Below are 18,578 nucleotides of genomic sequence, written 5' to 3'. Positions count from 1 at the left end.
ACCCACCTGTTACAAAAAAGCGCGAAGCACTATCATAAATTCCTAGTTTTCGATCCGAGTCAGACTTGGCTGAATCAATGGCAGCAACAATTTGAGGTACAACAAATCCCGTATTTGCGATCGCCCGCCGTCCATCATCCCGATCCCAACCCCCATCAATTAAGAACCTTTGCGGAAAATAGACATAACGAGTTATTTCCGCCCTATGACAGACCAGGAACAAAGCTATTTAATGATTTCTGTGATGAAGTAATTCGTCGCTGGAAGTTGGCAGATAAGGTTTATCCAGCCAAAGTAAGTCAAATTATACCGATTAAACGTGCTTCTCGTTCTCGATTTCAATTGGTTTTAGATACGGGAGAAACGCTCGTTGCCCGTAGAGTGGTAATGGCTACAGGAAGTGGTAAAGTACAGCTTCCTACTTGGGTAGAAAAAATTACCTCTGATTACCCCTCAGATAGATTGTGTCATTCTCAACAGGTAAACTTAAACCAACTTAAGTTAACAGGAGAGCATATTTTAATCGTCGGTGGTGGTTTAACTAGCGGACATTTAGCCAAAGGTGCAATAAATTTAGGTGCGACTGTTACTTTAATGACTAGAAAACAGTTACAAGAGAAGGTTTTTGATGCCGATCCTGGTTGGTTAGGACCAAAATATCTCAAGGACTTTCACGCCGAAACCGATTGGAATGTTCGTTACCAGCAAATACAGCAAGCCCGTAATGGCGGTTCGATGACTCCCGAAATGACGTTGCAGCTAAGAAAAGCATCTCATGAAGGCAAAGTGAGGATCGATGAATGCTGTCAAGTTAGCAATGCACATTGGCAAGATAATCTTTGGCAGGTTCATTGTCTTGATGGTAGCAAGCATCAGTTTAATCGTATCTGGTTGGCTACAGGTACGAAATTCAATGTAACAGAGCATCCCTTATTACAAGAGGTACTAGAGGCTTATCCCACAGAAATAGTTAACGGTTTACCCGTACTAGACGAACATTTACGTCTGCCCCAGTCCAACTTTTTTATTATGGGTGGTTTAGCTGCTTTGCAAATTGGTCCTGTTGCCAGAAACATTGGCGGTGGGAAAATGGCTTGTCAACGTATTGTGCCAGCAATTGTTAAACCCAGTTTGGCGATTGGATGATTCTTGAAATTGGCTGGAAAAAATCAAAGTTTATTTTGCTATTCGGGACTACTAACTGTGCAGATTAGAGATATCTGTCCAGCCATAGGCAATTTCAATTAACTTAGTTCCTTTCCTTTCAATCTCTTTTGCAGATATTTCTTTCCCACCGAGCTTTTCGTAAAAATGACAAGCAGGATTATCCTCTAATACCCACACTAACATCGAATCAATCTCCATTCGATTTAGTCTTTCAACGACTTTTTTAACTAATTTAACGCCAATTCCTTGTTTGCCAACCAAATTTAGTTACAACAGGAGCAATCTTGGATAATTGCTCGATTGCCCATTTCTGTCCTACTTGGACTGGAGAGAAAGAGCATCCTTTAGCTGTTTTCGCCTTGACATATTCGTAAACTATCGAGCTTATTGGATAGATCTTGGCTAATTTAGAAATGACAGAAATCTCTAATAATCTGTTCGATTTAATGCTTGGGGCTACACCTTTCTGTCTTCGATTCGAGAATCGCTTTTGTCTGTGCGCTCTTTGAGAGAAAGCAACCTTGCGATTAATCCTTCTACCTCTTCTGGAACGACGCATCATTCTGCGCTGTTCCATACGCTTTTTGACAGTTTCAAAAGGTAGAAATAGGTGTGCGGCAAACAAAGTAAAATTTTTACTCATCAAGCCTATTCCACTGTAGAATGCCCCAGGATCTAGCCCGATAGAAATTGTCTGTACTCTACGTCCTGAAGGCTCAAAAGTTAGTTGAATATAATAGATTCCAAGTTTGTTGAATCTACTAACTGCTTTGCCGTCACGAACCATGCGCCTTGCTCTAGAGCTTTTGCATGGCATAGCTTGACTGCCATCTGGATTTAAAACTGGTACTCGATTCAAGAGATAATCCTCCGAGTTTAAGTTTAAAGTCCCTTTGACCACCCAATCCAAGATGTCCTCCTTTTAGAAGAAATTCCACCCAGGAATTTTAAAGATAATCCAGACTAGGGAAACATCTGGAAATTTGTACCAGGATTAGGCTCAACGGTCTATTCAACGGCTATAGCCTTCTGGGTAAGGCATTCCCCATCCTCGCGTTAGCAGGGTGGGGTTGTTGAAAGTTATAAATTCAATTTATTTGCGAGATTATTTGTTCTAAATCGGGCAAACTTTTGATAGTCATCTTTCCTCCACGACGATAAATAATAATATCTTTCAAATCTTTTTTCATCAGTCGCACGCATTCTTCATAAGTAATCCCGATGCTGCGAGCCATTTGTTGATAGGGAAGTTTATTATTCGGGATAATTCCCTCTTTGGTTTCTTCAAAGCCATAATGTTGGGCTGTATAAATAATCAGACGAACGAGTCTGACAATTGCTTTTTCGGAGATTAAACCGTGAATAGTTTGGTGCATTTCTTGGAGTCGTTGGTTAAAATAACTCAAGATTTTCAAAGCAATGTCTGGCTCTAATTGGATGGCTTGTAATAAACTTTGCTTGTCAATAGTTACAATTTTTGTCTCTTGAAGAGCGACTACCGTTGCAGGGGCAATGCGATCGCCAAATAAAGCTGGAGCAGCAAACATTTCTCCTGAATTTAATTGACGTAAAATAGTTTCTTTCCCTATAAAGGAAGTTTTTTGAACTGAGAGTTTCCCTTCTACAACTGCATAAAGTTTAGACAAAAAGCGATCGCCTTCATGAATAATAATCTCGCCATTTTGATAAGATTCTATTTTAGAATTTAAACAAAGTTTAGTTAGCAATTTTGTTTCTAGTGCCGACAAAACATAAATTCCTGCTAGTTGCTCTGGAGTTGCTTCCATTGAATAACAAATTTTTGATTAATAGTTTATTGATGTTCTAAATAATTGGCGATCGCGCGAGCAATGGCTGGCTTACCTACAGCCTCGATCGGTTCTTGTTCTGTAGTGACCAAATAAGCTACTTGCGCCCCAGTCTGTTGCTGTTCTTCTCCTCTATTGGCTACTACCATTTGATAGCCTTGTTGCAATCTTTGTTTGGCGATTGCTATTAATTCTTCATGACTAATATTTTCTTGGTACTTAAAAGTCACCATTCCCAAACTAGGAAATCTAGCTTTTACTTCCTTAATGACTTTTTGAGTAGTGGTTAAATCTATTTTGGATATTGCTCCATTACTGGGAATTTTGCCCGAAAATACTTGAGTGGGTTGATAGTCAGCTACCGCTGCCGAAAAAATGCCATAACGATAGTTATGTTGCAACTCCTTCATCACTGCTTCCCAGTATTCATCGTAGGTAGTAACAATCTGGTGGGGGAGATAGCTAGGAGGAGAAAAGCTACCTTGTCCGTGTATCAATTTAACTTTTGCTCCTCGTAAATATAACTCTTCGGCAATAGCAGCACCTAATTTTCCTGTAAAGCGATTGGTTAGGCGACGAATATTATCAATCGGTACTGGTGTAGGTCCTCCCGTGACTAAAATAGGCATATCTTTAAGATTGGAAGAGCTTACTGCACGACATACCGAAAAGGCGATCGCTTTTTCATCGGGTAAATTGTTTTTACCATGAGCAATTTTGGGAGGAATTATTTCTACTCCCAGACTAGCCAACTGCCGTAGAGATGCCGTCAAGATAGAATTGTGCAAGCTACCGTGCATGGTAGGGGCGATCGCTATTTTCGTTTTACCCTGCTCCATTCTACCGAGCGCCGAACCCAAACTAGAAGTAATTACCCCATCAGCAATACCCAGGCTCATTTTATTAATCGTATTGTAGGTAGCAGGAGCAACAACATAGGCAGCAAAGGGATTGCGATCGCTCAGATGTTCCGCATTAGCAGTCAATTTAGTAACTACCTTATTCGTCGTACTCCATTCCAAAGCATCAATGGTGGTATATCTCAAAGCCTCTGGAGAGGCAAAAGCCACCACTTCCGCACCCTGACGGCGAAGAGTACGGGCAATTAAGGGAGCTTTCATGGCTGCAATACTTCCTGTAACTAACAAAGCAATACGCTTGTGTTTTAAATGAGTTGATTCTAAGGCAAGATCGCGATCGCCCAATTTCGATTCTGGTGGTGGTTGAAAATCCCAATCCCTCATTTGTTATCTTTTCCCCAAACTACCGCGTAGCTAGCAACAACCACGAGAATAGCAGAATTAATTAAAATAAAACTAACCAATTAGCCACAGGCAATTATAAAATTTTCATGAGTTTATTCGATAGTATTCTCAATACAGTTGGTTCGGGAGCAACCGCTTATATTTTAGCCAGTAGATTGCGCGATCCTCAAACTCGTCCGAATATTTTAGCTGGGTTTCAATTAGCCGAATCTGGAGCAGTACCATTTTTAACCAAGTTAGCCGACAGAGCAAAGGCAGAAGGGGATCTCTGGCTGGCAGAAAAATTAACTACCCATGCAGCAGACGAAAAACGTCACGGTCAAATCTTCGCTCGCGGTTTAAAACAACTGGGTAAAGAGGTAATGACTGTCGAAGAAAGACAAAAGCAATCTCAATCAAATAAATCTAGCCCTTTTTTGTCTAAATTCTATCGGGACTACGATCCAGCAGATCTCAAAGCCGAAAAGATAGACTGGCTGGTCTTTATGGCAAGTACCTATATTCTAGAACTCGATGCGAGCAAAGACTTCGCTAGGATGGCAAAAGCTTTACCAGAAAACGAACGAGAAAGCCGCAAACTACAACAAGGCATTGATAGCGTAGCAAAAGACGAAACCAGGCACGCTGCCTATCTCTACGAAGCAATGCAAAGAAGGCTGTCTCAACCAGCAGTAGACGCTTTAATAGCAGAATGGCGCAAGCGTAAAATAGATGCTATGTTTGCATCCATCAGCGATACCATCTCTCATGGGGGTGATTCCCGCAATTTAGTTAAAGATGGCTCTCCCCAGGAAATCGAGAGAGAAGAAATTAAATTGGTTGAAGTGTCTTGACATTATTTAATCTTGCTTTACCTGCTACCTACTACCTAAGAGCTAATAACTTAACTTGTCCTAATACAATCTTGTACGGCTATATCCCATTAGATCGATTATAAAAGTAGCTTTGATCGCACCCCGAAAATTTGGTTTTTGTTGAGTGCGATCGCTCCATTGAGCTAGTATTTCTGTTGATTTTATTTATGTTCCTACAGGAAAATTGGTAACTGATTTTTTGATTTCTGGAGAACCAATATATTCATAAATAAATATTCATAAATAAAAAGATGCTCATCATTCATTACTTTTCTAGAATTTATTGATTTCTTGAAGAGCCAAAATAACTTGTCAATAGGTAAGGATACATAGTCAATAAAAAGTATTAAACTATGTAAAGTGGCGGTAGCTTCTAATTGATGCGATCGCTCTAATACTTGAAATATCGTAATTTATAGATGACTTAGGCTGCTAAGATAGAAAAATTTTCAACAATTCTCATAATATCATCCAAATTTAGTAGAAGTATACATCAAGTTGTATAAGCAAGTAAACTCGTTCGGACATTCTCAACAGTAGTTATTAATAATTCGTAACTTAGCAATTATTTATTTTAGTCCGATAATTTTGACACTTTATCGATCAACTACACTTTTGACATAAACCGAAAAACTCAAGAGTGTGATAGTAAACCTTAAAAGTATGAGACTTTTCTAGCTGCTTTTCCAGATCGTGAACGGGACATTCATCGATGGGTAAAGAAATACCACAATTAACACAGGTAAGATGGTGACGATCGCTTTTGAGGGAACTGTAAACAGATTCGCCATTTGCTAGAGTTCTAACCTGCACTTCTCCCTGTAATTTTAAAGCTTCCAAAGAACGATAAACTGTTGCCAACCCCGTATTTTGCTTGAGATTTCGCAGTTCAATATAAAGATCTTGAGCGGATATAGAACGGTTTAAACTTTTAAGAACTTTTAAAATTCGCTCTTGAGAACGGGTGCGTTGGGCTTTCATATATTTTTATCGACTATTATCGAATCTAAAATACATTTTACTTGATTCTTCCTTAAGCTTCTGACGATCGGCGAGCGAGCGAGCGTTGAACATTGAACCTGAAACATTTAAAATTAGTCTGCTAGTTGCTAAATCATCTACAGTAATTTTATGGCTACTAAATATCACGCTCGTATATATGTTACCCTTCGTTCTTCAGTACTCGATCCAGCAGGTACGGCGGTAGAATCTGGACTCAAGGAGATGGGTTACACAGAAGTAGAATCCGTGAGAATCGGTAAATATATCGAACTTAAACTAACAGCAGCGAACGAATCAGAAGCCAAACAGCATTTAGATGAAATGTGCGATCGCCTGCTCGCAAATACAGTAATTGAAAACTACTGCTTTGAACTAACCGAATTAGCTGCGGTGTAATTATTTATTTTAGGAAGAGAAAAAATGAAATTTGGGGTTATTGTTTTTCCTGGTTCAAATTGCGATCGCGATATTTCTACCGTTACCCAAGGAATTTTAGATGCGCCTACTCGTATGGTGTGGCATCAGGAAACAGATATTGCCGACTTAGATGTCATAGTCATTCCTGGGGGATTTAGTTACGGCGATTATCTCCGTTGTGGCGCGATCGCGCAATTTTCCCCTGTAATGAATAGCATCATCGAACACGCCCAGCAAGGTAAATATGTTCTAGGCATTTGTAATGGGTTTCAAGTGTTGACGGAAGTGGGTTTGTTGCCAGGGGCATTAATTCGCAATCGTGGCTTGCATTTTATTTGCGATCGCGTTCCCCTTAAAGTAGAGCGTAACGATTTAATTTGGACTCAAAACTACGTTTCTCAGTCAGTAATTACTTTACCCATTGCTCACGGTGAAGGCTGTTATTATGCCGATGAGGACACCATTAAAGCGATTGAAGACAACAATCGAGTATTATTCCGCTACTGTAGTCCTTCGGGAGAAATCAACGCCGAAAACAACCCTAATGGTTCGTTGAATAACATTGCAGGAATTATCAATCAGCAGGGCAATATTTTGGGTTTGATGCCCCACCCAGAGAGGGCTGCGGACAAAAATATCGGCAACACTGATGGATTGTCGATGTTCCAAGGATTGCTAAATATTTTGGCTGCTGCTTAATAAAATCTGGTTCTTTTAAGGGTTTATTGCAGAAATTCGCTAACAATGAAGAAGATTTAACATTTACAGTCAGTTATAAATAATGGATATCAGGCAATTAAATGTAGACTACGGCATTGGCAACAAAGTCAAATTTGTCGAAGGAAAAGGTGATTTTCCTTTAATAGAAGTTAATAACGAATATGCTAAGGCGATCGTTTCTCTTTATGGAGGGCAGATATTATCCTTCCAGCCACGAGGTCAAGCTGAAGATATAATCTTTCTGAGCGACCTAGCAATCTATCAAGCAGGTAAAGCAATCAGGGGAGGCGTACCTATCTGTTGGCCTTGGTTTGGTGCAGATCCCGAAGCCAAAGGTCGTCCCAATCATGGTTTTGCCCGTAATAGCCTGTGGGATGTGAAAGAAATAGTTAGTTCTCAAGATGGTTCTACAGATGTGGTGTTGGGATTGACTGACACCCCTGAAACTAGAGCAATTTGGGACTACTCTTTCGATTTGACTATTGCCATCACCATCGGAAGTTCCTTAACCATTGAGCTAACTACTTGCAACACAGGAGATAAAGCTTTTACTATTACCCAAGCTTTGCATACCTATTTTAGAATTGGCGATATCAATCAAGTCAAAGTTTTGAATTTAGAAGATCTTTCTTATCTTGATAAAGTAGATGGGGGTAAGAACAAAACCCAAACGGGGGCGGTTACTTTCAATTCAGAATGCGATCGCATTTATCTCGACGTACCCGCCCAAATAGTTATTGAAGATAGTGCTTTAGTCAGAGAAATTAAGGTAACTTCTGCTAATAGCAATACGGCAATTGTTTGGAATCCCGCTGCCGAAATCTCATCAAAAATGGCAGACTTGGGCGATTTAGACTATCAAAAATTTGTTTGTGTAGAAACCGCCAATGCTGCTAATGAAGTAATTGAAATTGCCCCAGGAGATGATTTTAATCTCACTGCCAACTATTCAATTAAATAGCCTTGCATCGTAATGGGGTGACTAGGAGATATTATCCCGCTTGACGGGACTGGGGGATGGGTGACGGGGTGATAAACAAACGTAAATAGCGTAGCTACCTTATTACCTACTACCCACTACCCACTACCCCTTACCCGTTACTTATACTGTCATAATATCCTTTTCTTTTATAGCTAATAACTCTTCAATTTTTTTATTAAAACTATCGGTGACACCTTGAATTTCATCTTGTAAATCTCTCGATTCATCTTCAGAAATATCGCTATTTTTTTCTTCTTTACGAACTTCTTCGATCGCATCCCGACGAATATTGCGAATCCCTACTTTTCCTTCTTCTGCTAATTTGCCAGCAGTTTTAACCAACTCTTTACGACGCTCTTTGGTGAGAGGGGGAATATTCAAACGAATAATATCCCCATCGTTATTGGGAGTCAGACCAATATCCGACATGGAAATTGCCTTTTCAATTTGCCCCATACTGCCTTTATCGTAAGGCTGAATCATAATCGTCGTCGCATCGGGAGTGCTGAGATTAGCTAGAGACTTCAACGGAGTCTCCGCGCCATAGTAATCTACCATCACCCGATCTAACAAAGAAGTGCTAGCCCTTCCCGTACGAATAGTGTTAAAAGATCTTTGAGTCGCCTCAACAGTCTTCTGCATACGTTCTTTTACTTCAGATAACTTCACAGTTTCCTCCTACAATAGTGCCAACAGTTTCGCCTTTAGTAGCACGCATAATATTACCGCTAACGGAAAGATCGAATACTAATATAGGAATATCATTTTCTTTGCATAAAGCGATAGCAGTACTGTCCATAACTCTTAACTCATTAGTTAAGACGTGATTGTAGGTTAAACTCTGATAGCGATGAGCATCGGGATTGTTTTTAGGATCGGAATCGTATATTCCATCTACTTTGGTGGCTTTAAAAATGATTTCTGCATCAATCTCCGCAGCCCGCAATGCAGCAGTGGTATCGGTAGTAAAAAATGGGTTTCCCGAACCAGCACCAAAAATAACTACTCGACCTTTTTCTAAATGACGAATAGCGCGACGACGAATATAAGGTTCGGCTACTTTCTGCATCGAAATCGCTGTCTGAAGTCGGTTGGAGATGCCAATTCCTTCTAAAGCATCTTGCAAGGTCATAGCGTTCATTACTGTTGCAATCATGCCAATATAATCGGCTGTAGCCCGATCCATTCCCGCAGCCGAAGCTTTAATTCCGCGAAAAATATTACCCGCACCGACGACAATCGCCACCTGTACGCCACTTTTAACTACATCGGCTACTTCTTGAGCAATTTTAGCGACTATGGCAGGATCGATACCATAGCCCAGATTGCCCATCAATGCTTCGCCACTTAGCTTTAATAAAATCCTCTGGTAACTCATTCCTAAAAAAGTAAGCCTCGATCTTTCTTTTTATTTGACTCCCCATAACATAGCAGCTTTCTGCACTTTGTCATTAATTTGAGATTGAGGGTTCGGCTTTGATGAGTTTATGGTTTTATTTGGCACGCCATTTAATTTCTTCGCCCACTGGCTCTACATAGTCTTTTGCAACTTGTCGATCTTCAAGCACTGCTGCAATACTATCTCTTAGATAATGCTGTTGCACTTTTTTTACAGACTCGGCACAGTCGTCGATCGCACCTTGATAGCGAATTACTGCATCCCTATCGAGTAGATAAACAGTAGGAATTACTTTAGCTTTGAAAGATTTAGCTACATCTTGGGTAGGATCGCGCAAATAAGGAAAATTTAATTCATTATCTCGGGCATATTTTCTCATGATCTCCATACTTTCAGCAATTGGTTCGCTGCGATGATTGGAATCTATCGCCATAATAGTAAAGTCTCGATCGCTAAAATCAGTTTGGATTTGTTTGAGGCGTTCGATATACAGATCTACAGTATAGCTAACATTACCCATAAAAACTACAGCGATCGCTTTGTATTTTTGGCGATGGCTACCCAGATGATAAACTTCTTTATCGATACCAGGGATTTCAAAATCGGGAGCGTAGTTACCAATAGTATTCATAAATACTTTTTCCAATAACAAGGGTTTTTACTAGCTGCAAACACCCAATTTTACCAACTTTCTATTTTAATTGTAATTTTGTGCGATTTTTTGGCGATCGCTAGTCTTGCTTCACTACAGCAGAGATGGCAAAAATAATTATTTTCCTCAAAATACCTTTAGATAAGGATTGCGTGTTTTTACCGATCTAAATTACTACCAATTTAGATTTTTTCTATTGCCAATTATATTTTGAGTGATTATTATTGTGCTTGAAAACAACCTCAGTATTTTCTCGTAAATATTTCTACTTAATTGATTGTTGCCAATAGTTATGTAGACGGTTTTAAAATTGTCCTAGCATATTTTTTATTGTTCATTTTGGTTTTTATCTTATGGTGAATCTTATGTATAAATCCCCCTTCAATGCTACATTAAAATTCTGGAACTATGTCAATATATCTGCATACAAAAATAATCAATTATTGACGAACAAAAGCTATGACAGTTGTAATATTGTCCCCCTAGTTTGTCAAAGTTGTATCGCCCAAAAATATTGGTGACTAGTATCAGAATAAAATCTCAAGATGCTTTTAGCCAAGATTTTTTGTCTTCTAAGATCTAAATTATAGAACTTACCAGCAGCGTATATTTTTCTAAAAATTTAAGTAGTATAACTCTTAGCTAAATAACTTTTTTACTGAAACTAATGAATGGATTAATTGTTATTTAACTTCACTTATGAGATATATTTTTCTACTACTTACTGAAATCAATTATTTAGATCGAACCAATTAATTATTGGTAGAAAAAGTAGCCCATTAGTAATGTAAGTAACAGTATAGATGCGAATTACCTTTTTAGGTATCTTTTGAGACTAGGACAATACAGCTTATCAATTATTCGACGCTCTACTATTAATAAAAACCAAGATTTTTAATTGTGCTTTATTAATTCAAAAACCTCCAAGAAATACAAGTAGCATTTTATACTTGCTTCTCGATCGCGATCGATTTCCTATTGATTAGAGCTATATCCTTCTACTCTCCTACGCCCCTAAATAGTCATCTTCTAATTAATTTTACCCACCTACCTATAATGAAAATTGCCGTTATTGGCGTTAGAGAAATCCCTGCCAATCGGGGAGAAATCGAACGTTATTGTCAAGAATTTTATCCTCGTATTGCTGCCAGAGGACATCAAGTAGATTTGTTCGTCCAACCCCGAGCAAGCCGTCATCCTTGGTTTTCTGTGGACTACTATTACAATGTCCGATTAATTGCTTTAGCTTCCTTACGCCGCAAACATATCAGTTTTTTTCTTAATTCTGCTCTCGGTACTATTTGGGCGAGTTTGGGGAATTATGATGTAATTCACATTCAAGGGATAAAGGCAGCATGGTTTGCTTGGTTTGCTCAGTTGTTTTCTAGCTCCAAAATAGTCGTTACCGCCCATAAATTAGATCATGTAGATCTTAATCGTCTCAAATGGCAGAAGATGTTTCGCTGGATCTCATCCTGGATCGAAAGAACGGCAGTTAAAAATGCCGATGAGATAGTAGTGACATCGAAACAATTGGCAGAATATTTTCAGCATAAATACAATATTTGTCCCCGCCATATTCCCAATGCACCAAGCACTTATCAACCAATAGATTCATTTAACTATGGTAAAACTCTAGGATTAAAAGCCAAACGCTATATTCTTTGTTTGGGTTCTCTGACTCCCGAAAATCGCCCCGATCTAGCAATTCAGGCGTTCCAAAAACTCGAACCATTTGGCTGGAAACTAGTTTTGGTAGGGGGAATTGGCGATTCTTTGCAATATGCCCTGGAGTTACTAAGCTTGGCAAAAAAAAATCAAAATATTATTTTTACCAATGAAATTCGCGGACAGAATTTAGTAGAAATAATTACTAATGCTGGTTTACTCATAGTTCCAGGAAATTGTTTGGATTTGGGATTGCCTCTGACAGTATTAGAAGCAATGCGAGCCAAAGTATCCGTGCTAGCTAGCGATAATCCCATCCACCGAGAGTTGCTCGATCGCGATCGCGGTTTATTGTTTGAATCAGGAAAATTAGATGCTCTCGGACAAAAATTGCAGTATGCACTATCCGAACCTACTGTTTTGATGAATATGGCACAAAAAGCTCAAAATTACGTAGCTATCAATCACAATTGGGATCGAGTGACTTACGGTAATTTGTCTTTATATCTCAAAATGACTGCTTCAGTCTACTCTCAATCAATACCTCACAACCTTTAAAACTACTTATCAAGACTGTTTTCATGTCTATCAAATCGCCCACAGTTTCCGTTATCATTTCAGCCAATCGTGACAGTCAATATTTATTAGAAACGATCGATAGTGTCAAACAACAGAGTTTCCCAAATTTTGAAATATGTATTTGTTATGATGGCAATCCATCAGATCGACAAGAGGAATGGTATGAAAGGCAGCAAGATCATTCCCTAAAAACGTTTCAGAGAGAAGATTTAAACTCCACGGAAATCTTAAATCTGGGTATTGCAGAAACTAAAGGAGAATATATTGCTTTATTGAACGCTGGAGATCTTTGGCATCCCCAAAAGCTAGAAAAACAACTATTTTATCTAGAACATTATCCTTACCTCGGTTTAATTCACTCTTGGCTGACTCAGATTGGCAAGGGGGGTAAATCTAGGGGCAAAATACTCAAATGCCAACTTTCAGGATGGGTAGAGTCAGAAATTTTACGGCGCAATCAAATTGGTTATTCTACAGTAGTCATTCGTCGAAATTGTTTGGAGAAAGTGGGTGTATTCGATCCTCGACTAAAAACTGGTTTTGACTGGGATATGTGGATACGTTTGAGCCATTGTTACGAATTTAGTAAGATTTCCGAATCCTTAGTTTATTACCGTCAACCAAGAAATCAAATCCGAGAAAGTTGGTTGACTAGAGAAAAGGATTTGCAAGCAACTATTGAAAAAGCCTATCAAAATGTTTCGGGAAATCTTTTAGATCTTAAAGATTGTAGCTATGGTTATGCCAGTTTGAATTTAGCTTGGCAAGTATTGCACGATCGATCTCCCGATCCCGTTATAGTCGATCACTATTGTCGTCAAGCTTTAGAACATTGTCCCAGAATTGGTTTTTCCAGAGAATTTATTCAGATTAGTTTTGCTGCAACTCTTCTCCATTGTCTGGGGAGAGAACGCTATGTTGATTTAGATTCTTCAATGAAAAAAATCTCTAGTTGGCGACAAAGAATAGGAAACAAATTTCAAGAATTTGCTCACTTGCTATTGCATTTAATGTTGCAGGAAGAAAACAAAGAACAAGAAACGGGCAGGGTTTTGAGAAGAATGAGAGATGAAGGGTAGTAGGTAGTGAATAATACTTCACTTCTCAAGTCTGTATGTAAAGGAGAAAAATGTATAAAATTGTCATGATTCATCCCAGTGCGGGAATAAATTGGCAGGGAAATTCAGAAAATTTTGCGCTCGAACTGGCTCGTCATTTGGATAATTATTTTGAAGTAGAATTACTTAGCGGTGCTGATTGTGGTTCTTTTAGTCAGCCGATTAAATCGATGACTCGCAGCGAAGTAGTTAACTGGCAATGTTATCCTTTACTCGATCGCTTGTTACACAGATGGTTTCGAGAACCTGAAATTGCGATCGAACATTTAACTAGTTTTCTCCCCAGTATTATTTATCTACTACAACATCCAGCAGATCTAATTTTTCCCCACAACGGTTATGGAGGATTGTTGGTAGCTAGTTGCGTTCGAGGAATTCGAGGTACGCCTATCTTATTTACAGAACATACTAGCCTTTCCCAACAAAGCGAAGATCTGCGACAACATTTAACCTTCAAGCCCGATCGCACTATCGTACCCAATCCCGCAGTAGCTCGCTACGTTAAGCATTTTGCTCCTCATCAATTAGTCAATATCATTCCTCATGGTGTTAATTCAGAAGAATTTTCTCCTGTAGGTAAAGCGATTGTTACGGGTTTGCCCAAACCGACTATTCTTTGTGTTGCCCCCCTAACCAGATATGGTAACTCTCGAATTGAATTAGCTATTAAAGCAGTAGCTCGTTTGCCAGAGGCGAGTTTGCTAGTCTGCGGTAGAGGGAGCGATCGCGATTATATTCAAACATTGGGCGATCGTCTTTTAGGATCTAATCGCTTTCAGATTAAAACTTTTCCTTACCCTCAAATGCCCCAAGTTTATCGCAGTGCTGATGTTTTTACTTTGCCTTCTCGTGAAGCTTTTCGCGGTTTAGCTTATTTGGAAGCGATGGCTTGTGGTTTACCAGTGGTGGCGACAGATGATTCGGTACGTCGCTATCTAATTAAAGATGCTGGCATTACTTGTAACGTAACCGATATCGATATTTATGTTGAATCTTTGCAAGCAGCTTTAGACAGGCATTGGCTCAAACAACAACCACAAATTAATGCCTTGCGTTTTAACTGGCAAGAAATAGCTCTACTCTATAACAAAGCAATTTTACAAACTATCTTGCAACGCGATCGCCATTTTATGGTTTCGGCTAGCTAATTTGATGAGATAATATTTATTTAAACGCGGTTTAATAACTCGTTGAATTTATCTCTTCCTTCATTATATTTTTTACTGGGATAGCCCATAACATTACTAATAATCCACTTTTGAGGCTTGCCATCTTTTAAAAGTAAATTAATTGCCTGTTCCATGATTTCATCATCATCAAAACAGTTTGATTGTAAAAAGCTAGCGGTTTGAGGAAAACTACTTTTACTATTGTTTGATTCTAATTGCAGATATATTTTTGTCAGTAAGGTCTTGCAAGATTTGGGTTTATTTTCTGCGGCGATAATTTCCGACCAAGCCACCTCAGAAATTTGTTTGACATAACTGGTTTGACTTTCTTTCGAGCCTAATTTTCTGGCTAAAGTTTTTAAAGTTTTGGGACTAGCATAAAGAATATGACGATATAAATAATCTACTATTATTCCTTCTAATAAAGCATCTCCCAAAAACTCGATTTGTTTGGCTGAAGGACTATGTTCTAATTCTGGTTTGAGATATTTTTTTAACAGAGGAACGATTAAATGTTTTTGCAGCCAATTTCGCGTTTGAGAAAAACCGCGATCGATGTAAATAGCTCCTACCATAGCTTTAAATGCTTGCTCGAAAGGATTGCGATGCTTAACCCGCAAGCGATGTCGCTCTTCTTTTAAGGCTAAAAATGGATAATTTTCCCCTAAGTCTAAGTCATACCAAAGCTTAGTCAATCTTTCTGTATCCATTAGTTTTTCTCGTAAGGCTTTAAGTTTACCCACTTGAAAATGAGAAAAATTAACGAAAATATAATCAGTAATGGCTAAATTAAGGATGCTCTCTCCAAGATATTCTAAACGCTGATTATTAATCTCTGGCTCTTCAATTAACTTGGCATAGGAAGCATGAATCAATGCCAATCTGAGAGTAGAATCGTGTTTGAAGTTGAGACTAATTTTTTTTTCGATTTGGGCTGGATTCCAAAGATCGTTCATGGATGGTAGCTATGCTAATCTGTCAATTAGTCAATCATAAAGAAAAATTCTAATCTTTTCTAATTACGAGTATGGCAGACCCTATCATGTACCAAGAGGATGGTTATGTTGTCCTCGAAAGCGATCGCGAAGAACAATTTATGACGGCTGACGATTTGCGAGATAAGCTGGTTAATCTTTTACTATTGGATGAAGTAGTTATTCCTAGGGAATTAGAGCAGTTTGAAACGGTAGAATTACAAGCGGAACATTTATTAGAAAATTACTTTGAATTGGATATAGGAGCGGATAAATATTTACAATGGTATGTCGTACGTTTAGAAAAGTAACGGTTATTTAAACTCTTATCGATCTAAAATTAAACGATTGTTAATTTCTATAGATAACTATGTCATCACAGCAACATCAACCCAAAATACTTAAAGGTATCCTATTTACTAGTTTGTTGGCTTTGTTGGCTAGTTGTGGAGATACTTCTGCCTTAGAAAGTATGGTGAGAGCCGATCCCAACTTAATACAAGAGAGTGTGAATTCGTCTACTACAACTCGATCGCCTGAAGTTGCCGAGTCGGAAAATGAAGAATTGGAATCGGTAACTCAAGAGCCTCAAACTAACGATCGAGAAAGGGTCGAAAATCTCGAATTAGAAACAGAAACGGCAAAAATAGAACTACCCGTTGATTTTCCCGCTGATTTTCCCCTACATCCAGAAACCAGCTTGAAAAATGTGAAGGTTGACGCTCGCTCTGCATCGGGAATGTTAACTTGGACTAGCCCCAAAAATACTCAAGAAATTGCCGACTACTATCAAGCTGAATTAACTGCTAACGGTTGGGAAATCATTAAACCAATCTCCCAGAACGATCGAACAGGAATCGTTAGAGCGATCGCCAGTAAAGATAATCTCAAACTACATTTGACTATTTTACCAGGGCGCGATCGCGAAACAGGCAAAGATGGCAGCAATTTATCAGTCATTTATGAGCCAGTCGATAAAGATATTGCCACATCCGATCTTCCTCTCACCACAGAAGATTCTCTAGTTGAAGACTCCGAAACTTCCCCTCAAGCTCAATTAAGCAAACAAGAGGACAAACCTGAAACACAATTATCTAGCAAGATCGATCGAGAAACCGAATCGTCTAGTGTAATTCCTGAAGAAACAGATAACAATCTGCTCGAAAATAGCGCGAGTATCTTAAACACCGATTATGTAGCTATCACTGAGGCGGATTTTGAAGATTTAGGTGATGCTCCAGAACAATTGAACGAATCCCTAGAAACTGTGGCTGCTTTGGGTATTTTAAGTCCTCATACTAGAGATGGCAACATCGAAACAAGTACATTTGCCCCCAATGCCACCATTACTAGAGGAGAATATGCTCGCTGGTTGATTGCCGTTAACAATCGCTATCATGAAGGCGATCCAGGAAAAAAAATATACATCGCTAACAATACTAGCGAACCTGCTTTTCAAGATGTTCAAGCCGACGATCCTGACTTTGGAGCGATTCAAGGATTGGCAGAAGCAGGATTAGTACCTTCCCGTCTGACTCAAGACAGTACAAAATTACTATTCAGACCCAACGCACCTTTAACTAGAGAAGATTTAATTGCTTGGAAAGTTCCTTTAGATACCCGTCAAGCTTTACCTCAAGCATCGATCGAAGCGATCGAGAAAAGTTGGGGTTTTCAAGATACAGCTAATATTGATTCTTCCGCAATTAGGGCATTGTATGCAGACTACCAAAATGGCGATCGCTCTAATATCAGACGCATCTTTGGTTTTACGACTTTATTTCAACCCAAAAAGCCCGTGACTCGTGCTGAAGCTGCTGCTTCTCTATGGTATTTTGGTTTTCAGGGAGATGGGATTACCGCCCAGGAGATTTTAGAAGCAGAAATAGAATCCGAGTCAAATGGTTAGGTGAATGTAAATTTGACGAACAACCTTTTGTACCAATTAATTTGAGAAACTAACCGAATTTACGTTAAGTGATGTATCGTTTATCTTGGCAGGTTTCCCACTGAAATAATTAAACCTCTATCATGATAAATAGATATAGGTACAAATACTATCTGAATCCTTAAATCATATTCATGCTCGATCTTCAACCATTATTTGAATTTTCTCGTCAAAACTGCGTAGCAATCTGTTCTTTTCTCGTCCCAGCTAATTTAATCGCCACTACGATTACTTTTATCTTGGTAATAACCAATCGTTCTTTGTTGAACCTACGTTGTTCGATGGGAATTGGTTCGATTTGTGCGATCGCATTATTCCTTCATGTCTCTACCTGGTTTATTATCGGCGTGATTACCCCCGTAACTTTTATTTTGTTTGGTTTGGGTACTACTTGTTTGGTAACGGATGTTCTAGCTTTTATTTACCGTCAAGAAATTTCTCGCACTATTTCCGCTAGATTTTCTCGTAGTTAATGCAATAAATTCGTTTAGTTTAACCTCTAATACCATTTCTCCTTGAAGTTGCACTTAATATTGTTGGGATTTTGTTTCTCGCAAAGCCGTTTACCCCGAGCCAAACGGGGCAAGCCCAGCTTCGTGTTCTGGGCAGAGACGCAAAGGTACAAAAGAAGAATTTTCTATTTAGTGCATTGTTATAGAGAATTGGTATAAGAAAAAGAGCGATCGCACTGGATAGTTTTTTGGGAATTATAGATATTGTGTTCTCTACTCTTTTCAGTAGAAAAAGCGATCGCAATTTTCTATGGATTTACTACTTATCACCCCATAGTCATAAAAGAGGGATTAAATTCAAGAACGTCTTAAGCGATTTCTTTCTGACATCGAAAGCGAGATTT

General features: G+C 38.8%; 19 protein-coding genes and 1 pseudogene. 11 read left to right on the top strand and 9 right to left on the bottom strand.

Going from position 1 to position 18,578, the window contains the following annotated elements; all coding sequences use genetic code 11:
• A partial coding sequence (locus tag AC33VI_RS08075; protein ID WP_491781753.1) for an FAD-dependent oxidoreductase occupies window positions 1–1,146 on the top strand: 1,146 nt, incomplete at its 5' end.
• A 51-nt stretch (window positions 1,147–1,197) separates the two neighbouring features.
• Here the strand turns inward: AC33VI_RS08075 and AC33VI_RS08070 are convergent.
• The 4 genes and pseudogenes from AC33VI_RS08070 to coaBC all read right to left on the bottom strand — a co-directional run bounded on the left by AC33VI_RS08070 (window position 1,198) and on the right by coaBC (window position 4,219).
• A complete protein-coding gene (locus AC33VI_RS08070; RefSeq protein WP_491781754.1) occupies window positions 1,198–1,365 on the bottom strand; it encodes a GNAT family N-acetyltransferase in 168 nt (55 codons plus the stop codon).
• Between the two features lie 37 nt (window positions 1,366–1,402).
• Window positions 1,403–2,026: pseudogene (locus tag AC33VI_RS08065) on the bottom strand (RRXRR domain-containing protein); the annotation flags it as partial.
• 229 nt (window positions 2,027–2,255) lie between these two features.
• Window positions 2,256–2,954, bottom strand: coding sequence for a Crp/Fnr family transcriptional regulator (locus AC33VI_RS08060; RefSeq protein WP_491781752.1), 699 nt, complete (start codon window positions 2,952–2,954; stop codon window positions 2,256–2,258).
• Between the two features lie 26 nt (window positions 2,955–2,980).
• A complete protein-coding gene (coaBC, locus tag AC33VI_RS08055; protein ID WP_491781751.1) occupies window positions 2,981–4,219 on the bottom strand; it encodes a bifunctional phosphopantothenoylcysteine decarboxylase/phosphopantothenate--cysteine ligase CoaBC in 1,239 nt (412 codons plus the stop codon).
• Between the two features lie 107 nt (window positions 4,220–4,326).
• On the opposite strand from coaBC, the gene AC33VI_RS08050 reads away from it, so the two are divergent.
• Window positions 4,327–5,073, top strand: a complete 747-nt coding sequence (locus AC33VI_RS08050; protein WP_491781750.1) for a ferritin-like domain-containing protein — start codon at window positions 4,327–4,329, stop codon at window positions 5,071–5,073.
• A gap of 624 nt (window positions 5,074–5,697) precedes the next feature.
• Here the strand turns inward: AC33VI_RS08050 and AC33VI_RS08045 are convergent.
• The gene (locus AC33VI_RS08045; RefSeq protein ID WP_491781749.1) at window positions 5,698–6,075 is read right to left on the bottom strand and encodes a Fur family transcriptional regulator; all 378 of its coding nucleotides are present in this window, start codon (window positions 6,073–6,075) and stop codon (window positions 5,698–5,700) included.
• A gap of 150 nt (window positions 6,076–6,225) precedes the next feature.
• Between AC33VI_RS08045 and purS the strand changes: the two genes are divergently transcribed.
• The 3 genes from purS to AC33VI_RS08030 all read left to right on the top strand — a co-directional run bounded on the left by purS (window position 6,226) and on the right by AC33VI_RS08030 (window position 8,194).
• Window positions 6,226–6,492 carry a phosphoribosylformylglycinamidine synthase subunit PurS gene (purS, locus tag AC33VI_RS08040; RefSeq protein ID WP_491781748.1) on the top strand — a complete coding sequence of 89 codons (267 nt, stop codon included), beginning with the start codon at window positions 6,226–6,228 and terminating at the stop codon, window positions 6,490–6,492.
• A 24-nt stretch (window positions 6,493–6,516) separates the two neighbouring features.
• Window positions 6,517–7,212, top strand: a complete 696-nt coding sequence (gene purQ, locus AC33VI_RS08035; protein WP_491781747.1) for a phosphoribosylformylglycinamidine synthase subunit PurQ — start codon at window positions 6,517–6,519, stop codon at window positions 7,210–7,212.
• 82 nt (window positions 7,213–7,294) lie between these two features.
• A complete protein-coding gene (locus tag AC33VI_RS08030; RefSeq protein WP_491781746.1) occupies window positions 7,295–8,194 on the top strand; it encodes a D-hexose-6-phosphate mutarotase in 900 nt (299 codons plus the stop codon).
• Window positions 8,195–8,335: 141 nt separating this feature from the next.
• Here the strand turns inward: AC33VI_RS08030 and frr are convergent, their stop codons facing one another.
• The 3 genes from frr to AC33VI_RS08015 form a co-directional block, all read right to left on the bottom strand.
• On the bottom strand, window positions 8,336–8,884 hold the full coding sequence (frr, locus tag AC33VI_RS08025; protein ID WP_491781745.1) for a ribosome recycling factor: 549 nt from the start codon (window positions 8,882–8,884) through the stop codon (window positions 8,336–8,338).
• Window positions 8,871–9,593: a UMP kinase gene (gene pyrH / locus AC33VI_RS08020; RefSeq protein WP_491781744.1), complete on the bottom strand. Its 723-nt coding sequence runs from the start codon at window positions 9,591–9,593 to the stop codon at window positions 8,871–8,873. Before pyrH ends, frr begins: the two co-directional genes overlap by 14 nt.
• 115 nt (window positions 9,594–9,708) lie before the next feature.
• Window positions 9,709–10,245 carry a redoxin domain-containing protein gene (locus AC33VI_RS08015; RefSeq protein WP_491781743.1) on the bottom strand — a complete coding sequence of 179 codons (537 nt, stop codon included), beginning with the start codon at window positions 10,243–10,245 and terminating at the stop codon, window positions 9,709–9,711.
• A 1,077-nt stretch (window positions 10,246–11,322) separates the two neighbouring features.
• On the opposite strand from AC33VI_RS08015, the gene AC33VI_RS08010 reads away from it, so the two are divergent.
• From AC33VI_RS08010 to AC33VI_RS08000, 3 genes are read left to right on the top strand one after another with little or no spacing between them, the layout of a single operon-like run.
• Window positions 11,323–12,492: a glycosyltransferase family 4 protein gene (locus tag AC33VI_RS08010; RefSeq protein ID WP_491781742.1), complete on the top strand. Its 1,170-nt coding sequence runs from the start codon at window positions 11,323–11,325 to the stop codon at window positions 12,490–12,492.
• 23 nt (window positions 12,493–12,515) lie between these two features.
• Entirely contained in the window at window positions 12,516–13,592 is a 1,077-nt protein-coding gene (locus AC33VI_RS08005) for a glycosyltransferase (RefSeq protein ID WP_491781741.1), read from the top strand.
• Window positions 13,593–13,642: 50 nt separating this feature from the next.
• A complete protein-coding gene (locus AC33VI_RS08000) occupies window positions 13,643–14,779 on the top strand; it encodes a glycosyltransferase (RefSeq protein ID WP_491781740.1) in 1,137 nt (378 codons plus the stop codon).
• A gap of 20 nt (window positions 14,780–14,799) precedes the next feature.
• Here AC33VI_RS08000 and AC33VI_RS07995 read toward each other — a convergent pair whose 3' ends face one another.
• Window positions 14,800–15,756 (bottom strand): ribonuclease III domain-containing protein, encoded by a 957-nt coding sequence (locus AC33VI_RS07995; protein WP_491781739.1) that lies wholly within the window; start codon window positions 15,754–15,756, stop codon window positions 14,800–14,802.
• A gap of 71 nt (window positions 15,757–15,827) precedes the next feature.
• Between AC33VI_RS07995 and AC33VI_RS07990 the strand changes: the two genes are divergently transcribed.
• The 3 genes from AC33VI_RS07990 (at window position 15,828) to AC33VI_RS07980 (ending at window position 18,195) form a co-directional block, all read left to right on the top strand.
• On the top strand, window positions 15,828–16,085 hold the full coding sequence (locus tag AC33VI_RS07990; protein ID WP_491781738.1) for a CRR7 family NDH-1 assembly protein: 258 nt from the start codon (window positions 15,828–15,830) through the stop codon (window positions 16,083–16,085).
• 59 nt (window positions 16,086–16,144) lie between these two features.
• Window positions 16,145–17,683 (top strand): S-layer homology domain-containing protein, encoded by a 1,539-nt coding sequence (locus AC33VI_RS07985; protein WP_491781737.1) that lies wholly within the window; start codon window positions 16,145–16,147, stop codon window positions 17,681–17,683.
• 173 nt (window positions 17,684–17,856) lie between these two features.
• Entirely contained in the window at window positions 17,857–18,195 is a 339-nt protein-coding gene (locus AC33VI_RS07980) for a hypothetical protein (protein WP_491781736.1), read from the top strand.
• Window positions 18,196–18,578 lie beyond the last annotated feature (383 nt).

This window comes from Waterburya sp., assembly GCF_058530065.1.
The sequence above is the reverse complement of the archived record's forward strand: the minus strand, read 5'-3'. Positions and strand labels throughout refer to the sequence as shown.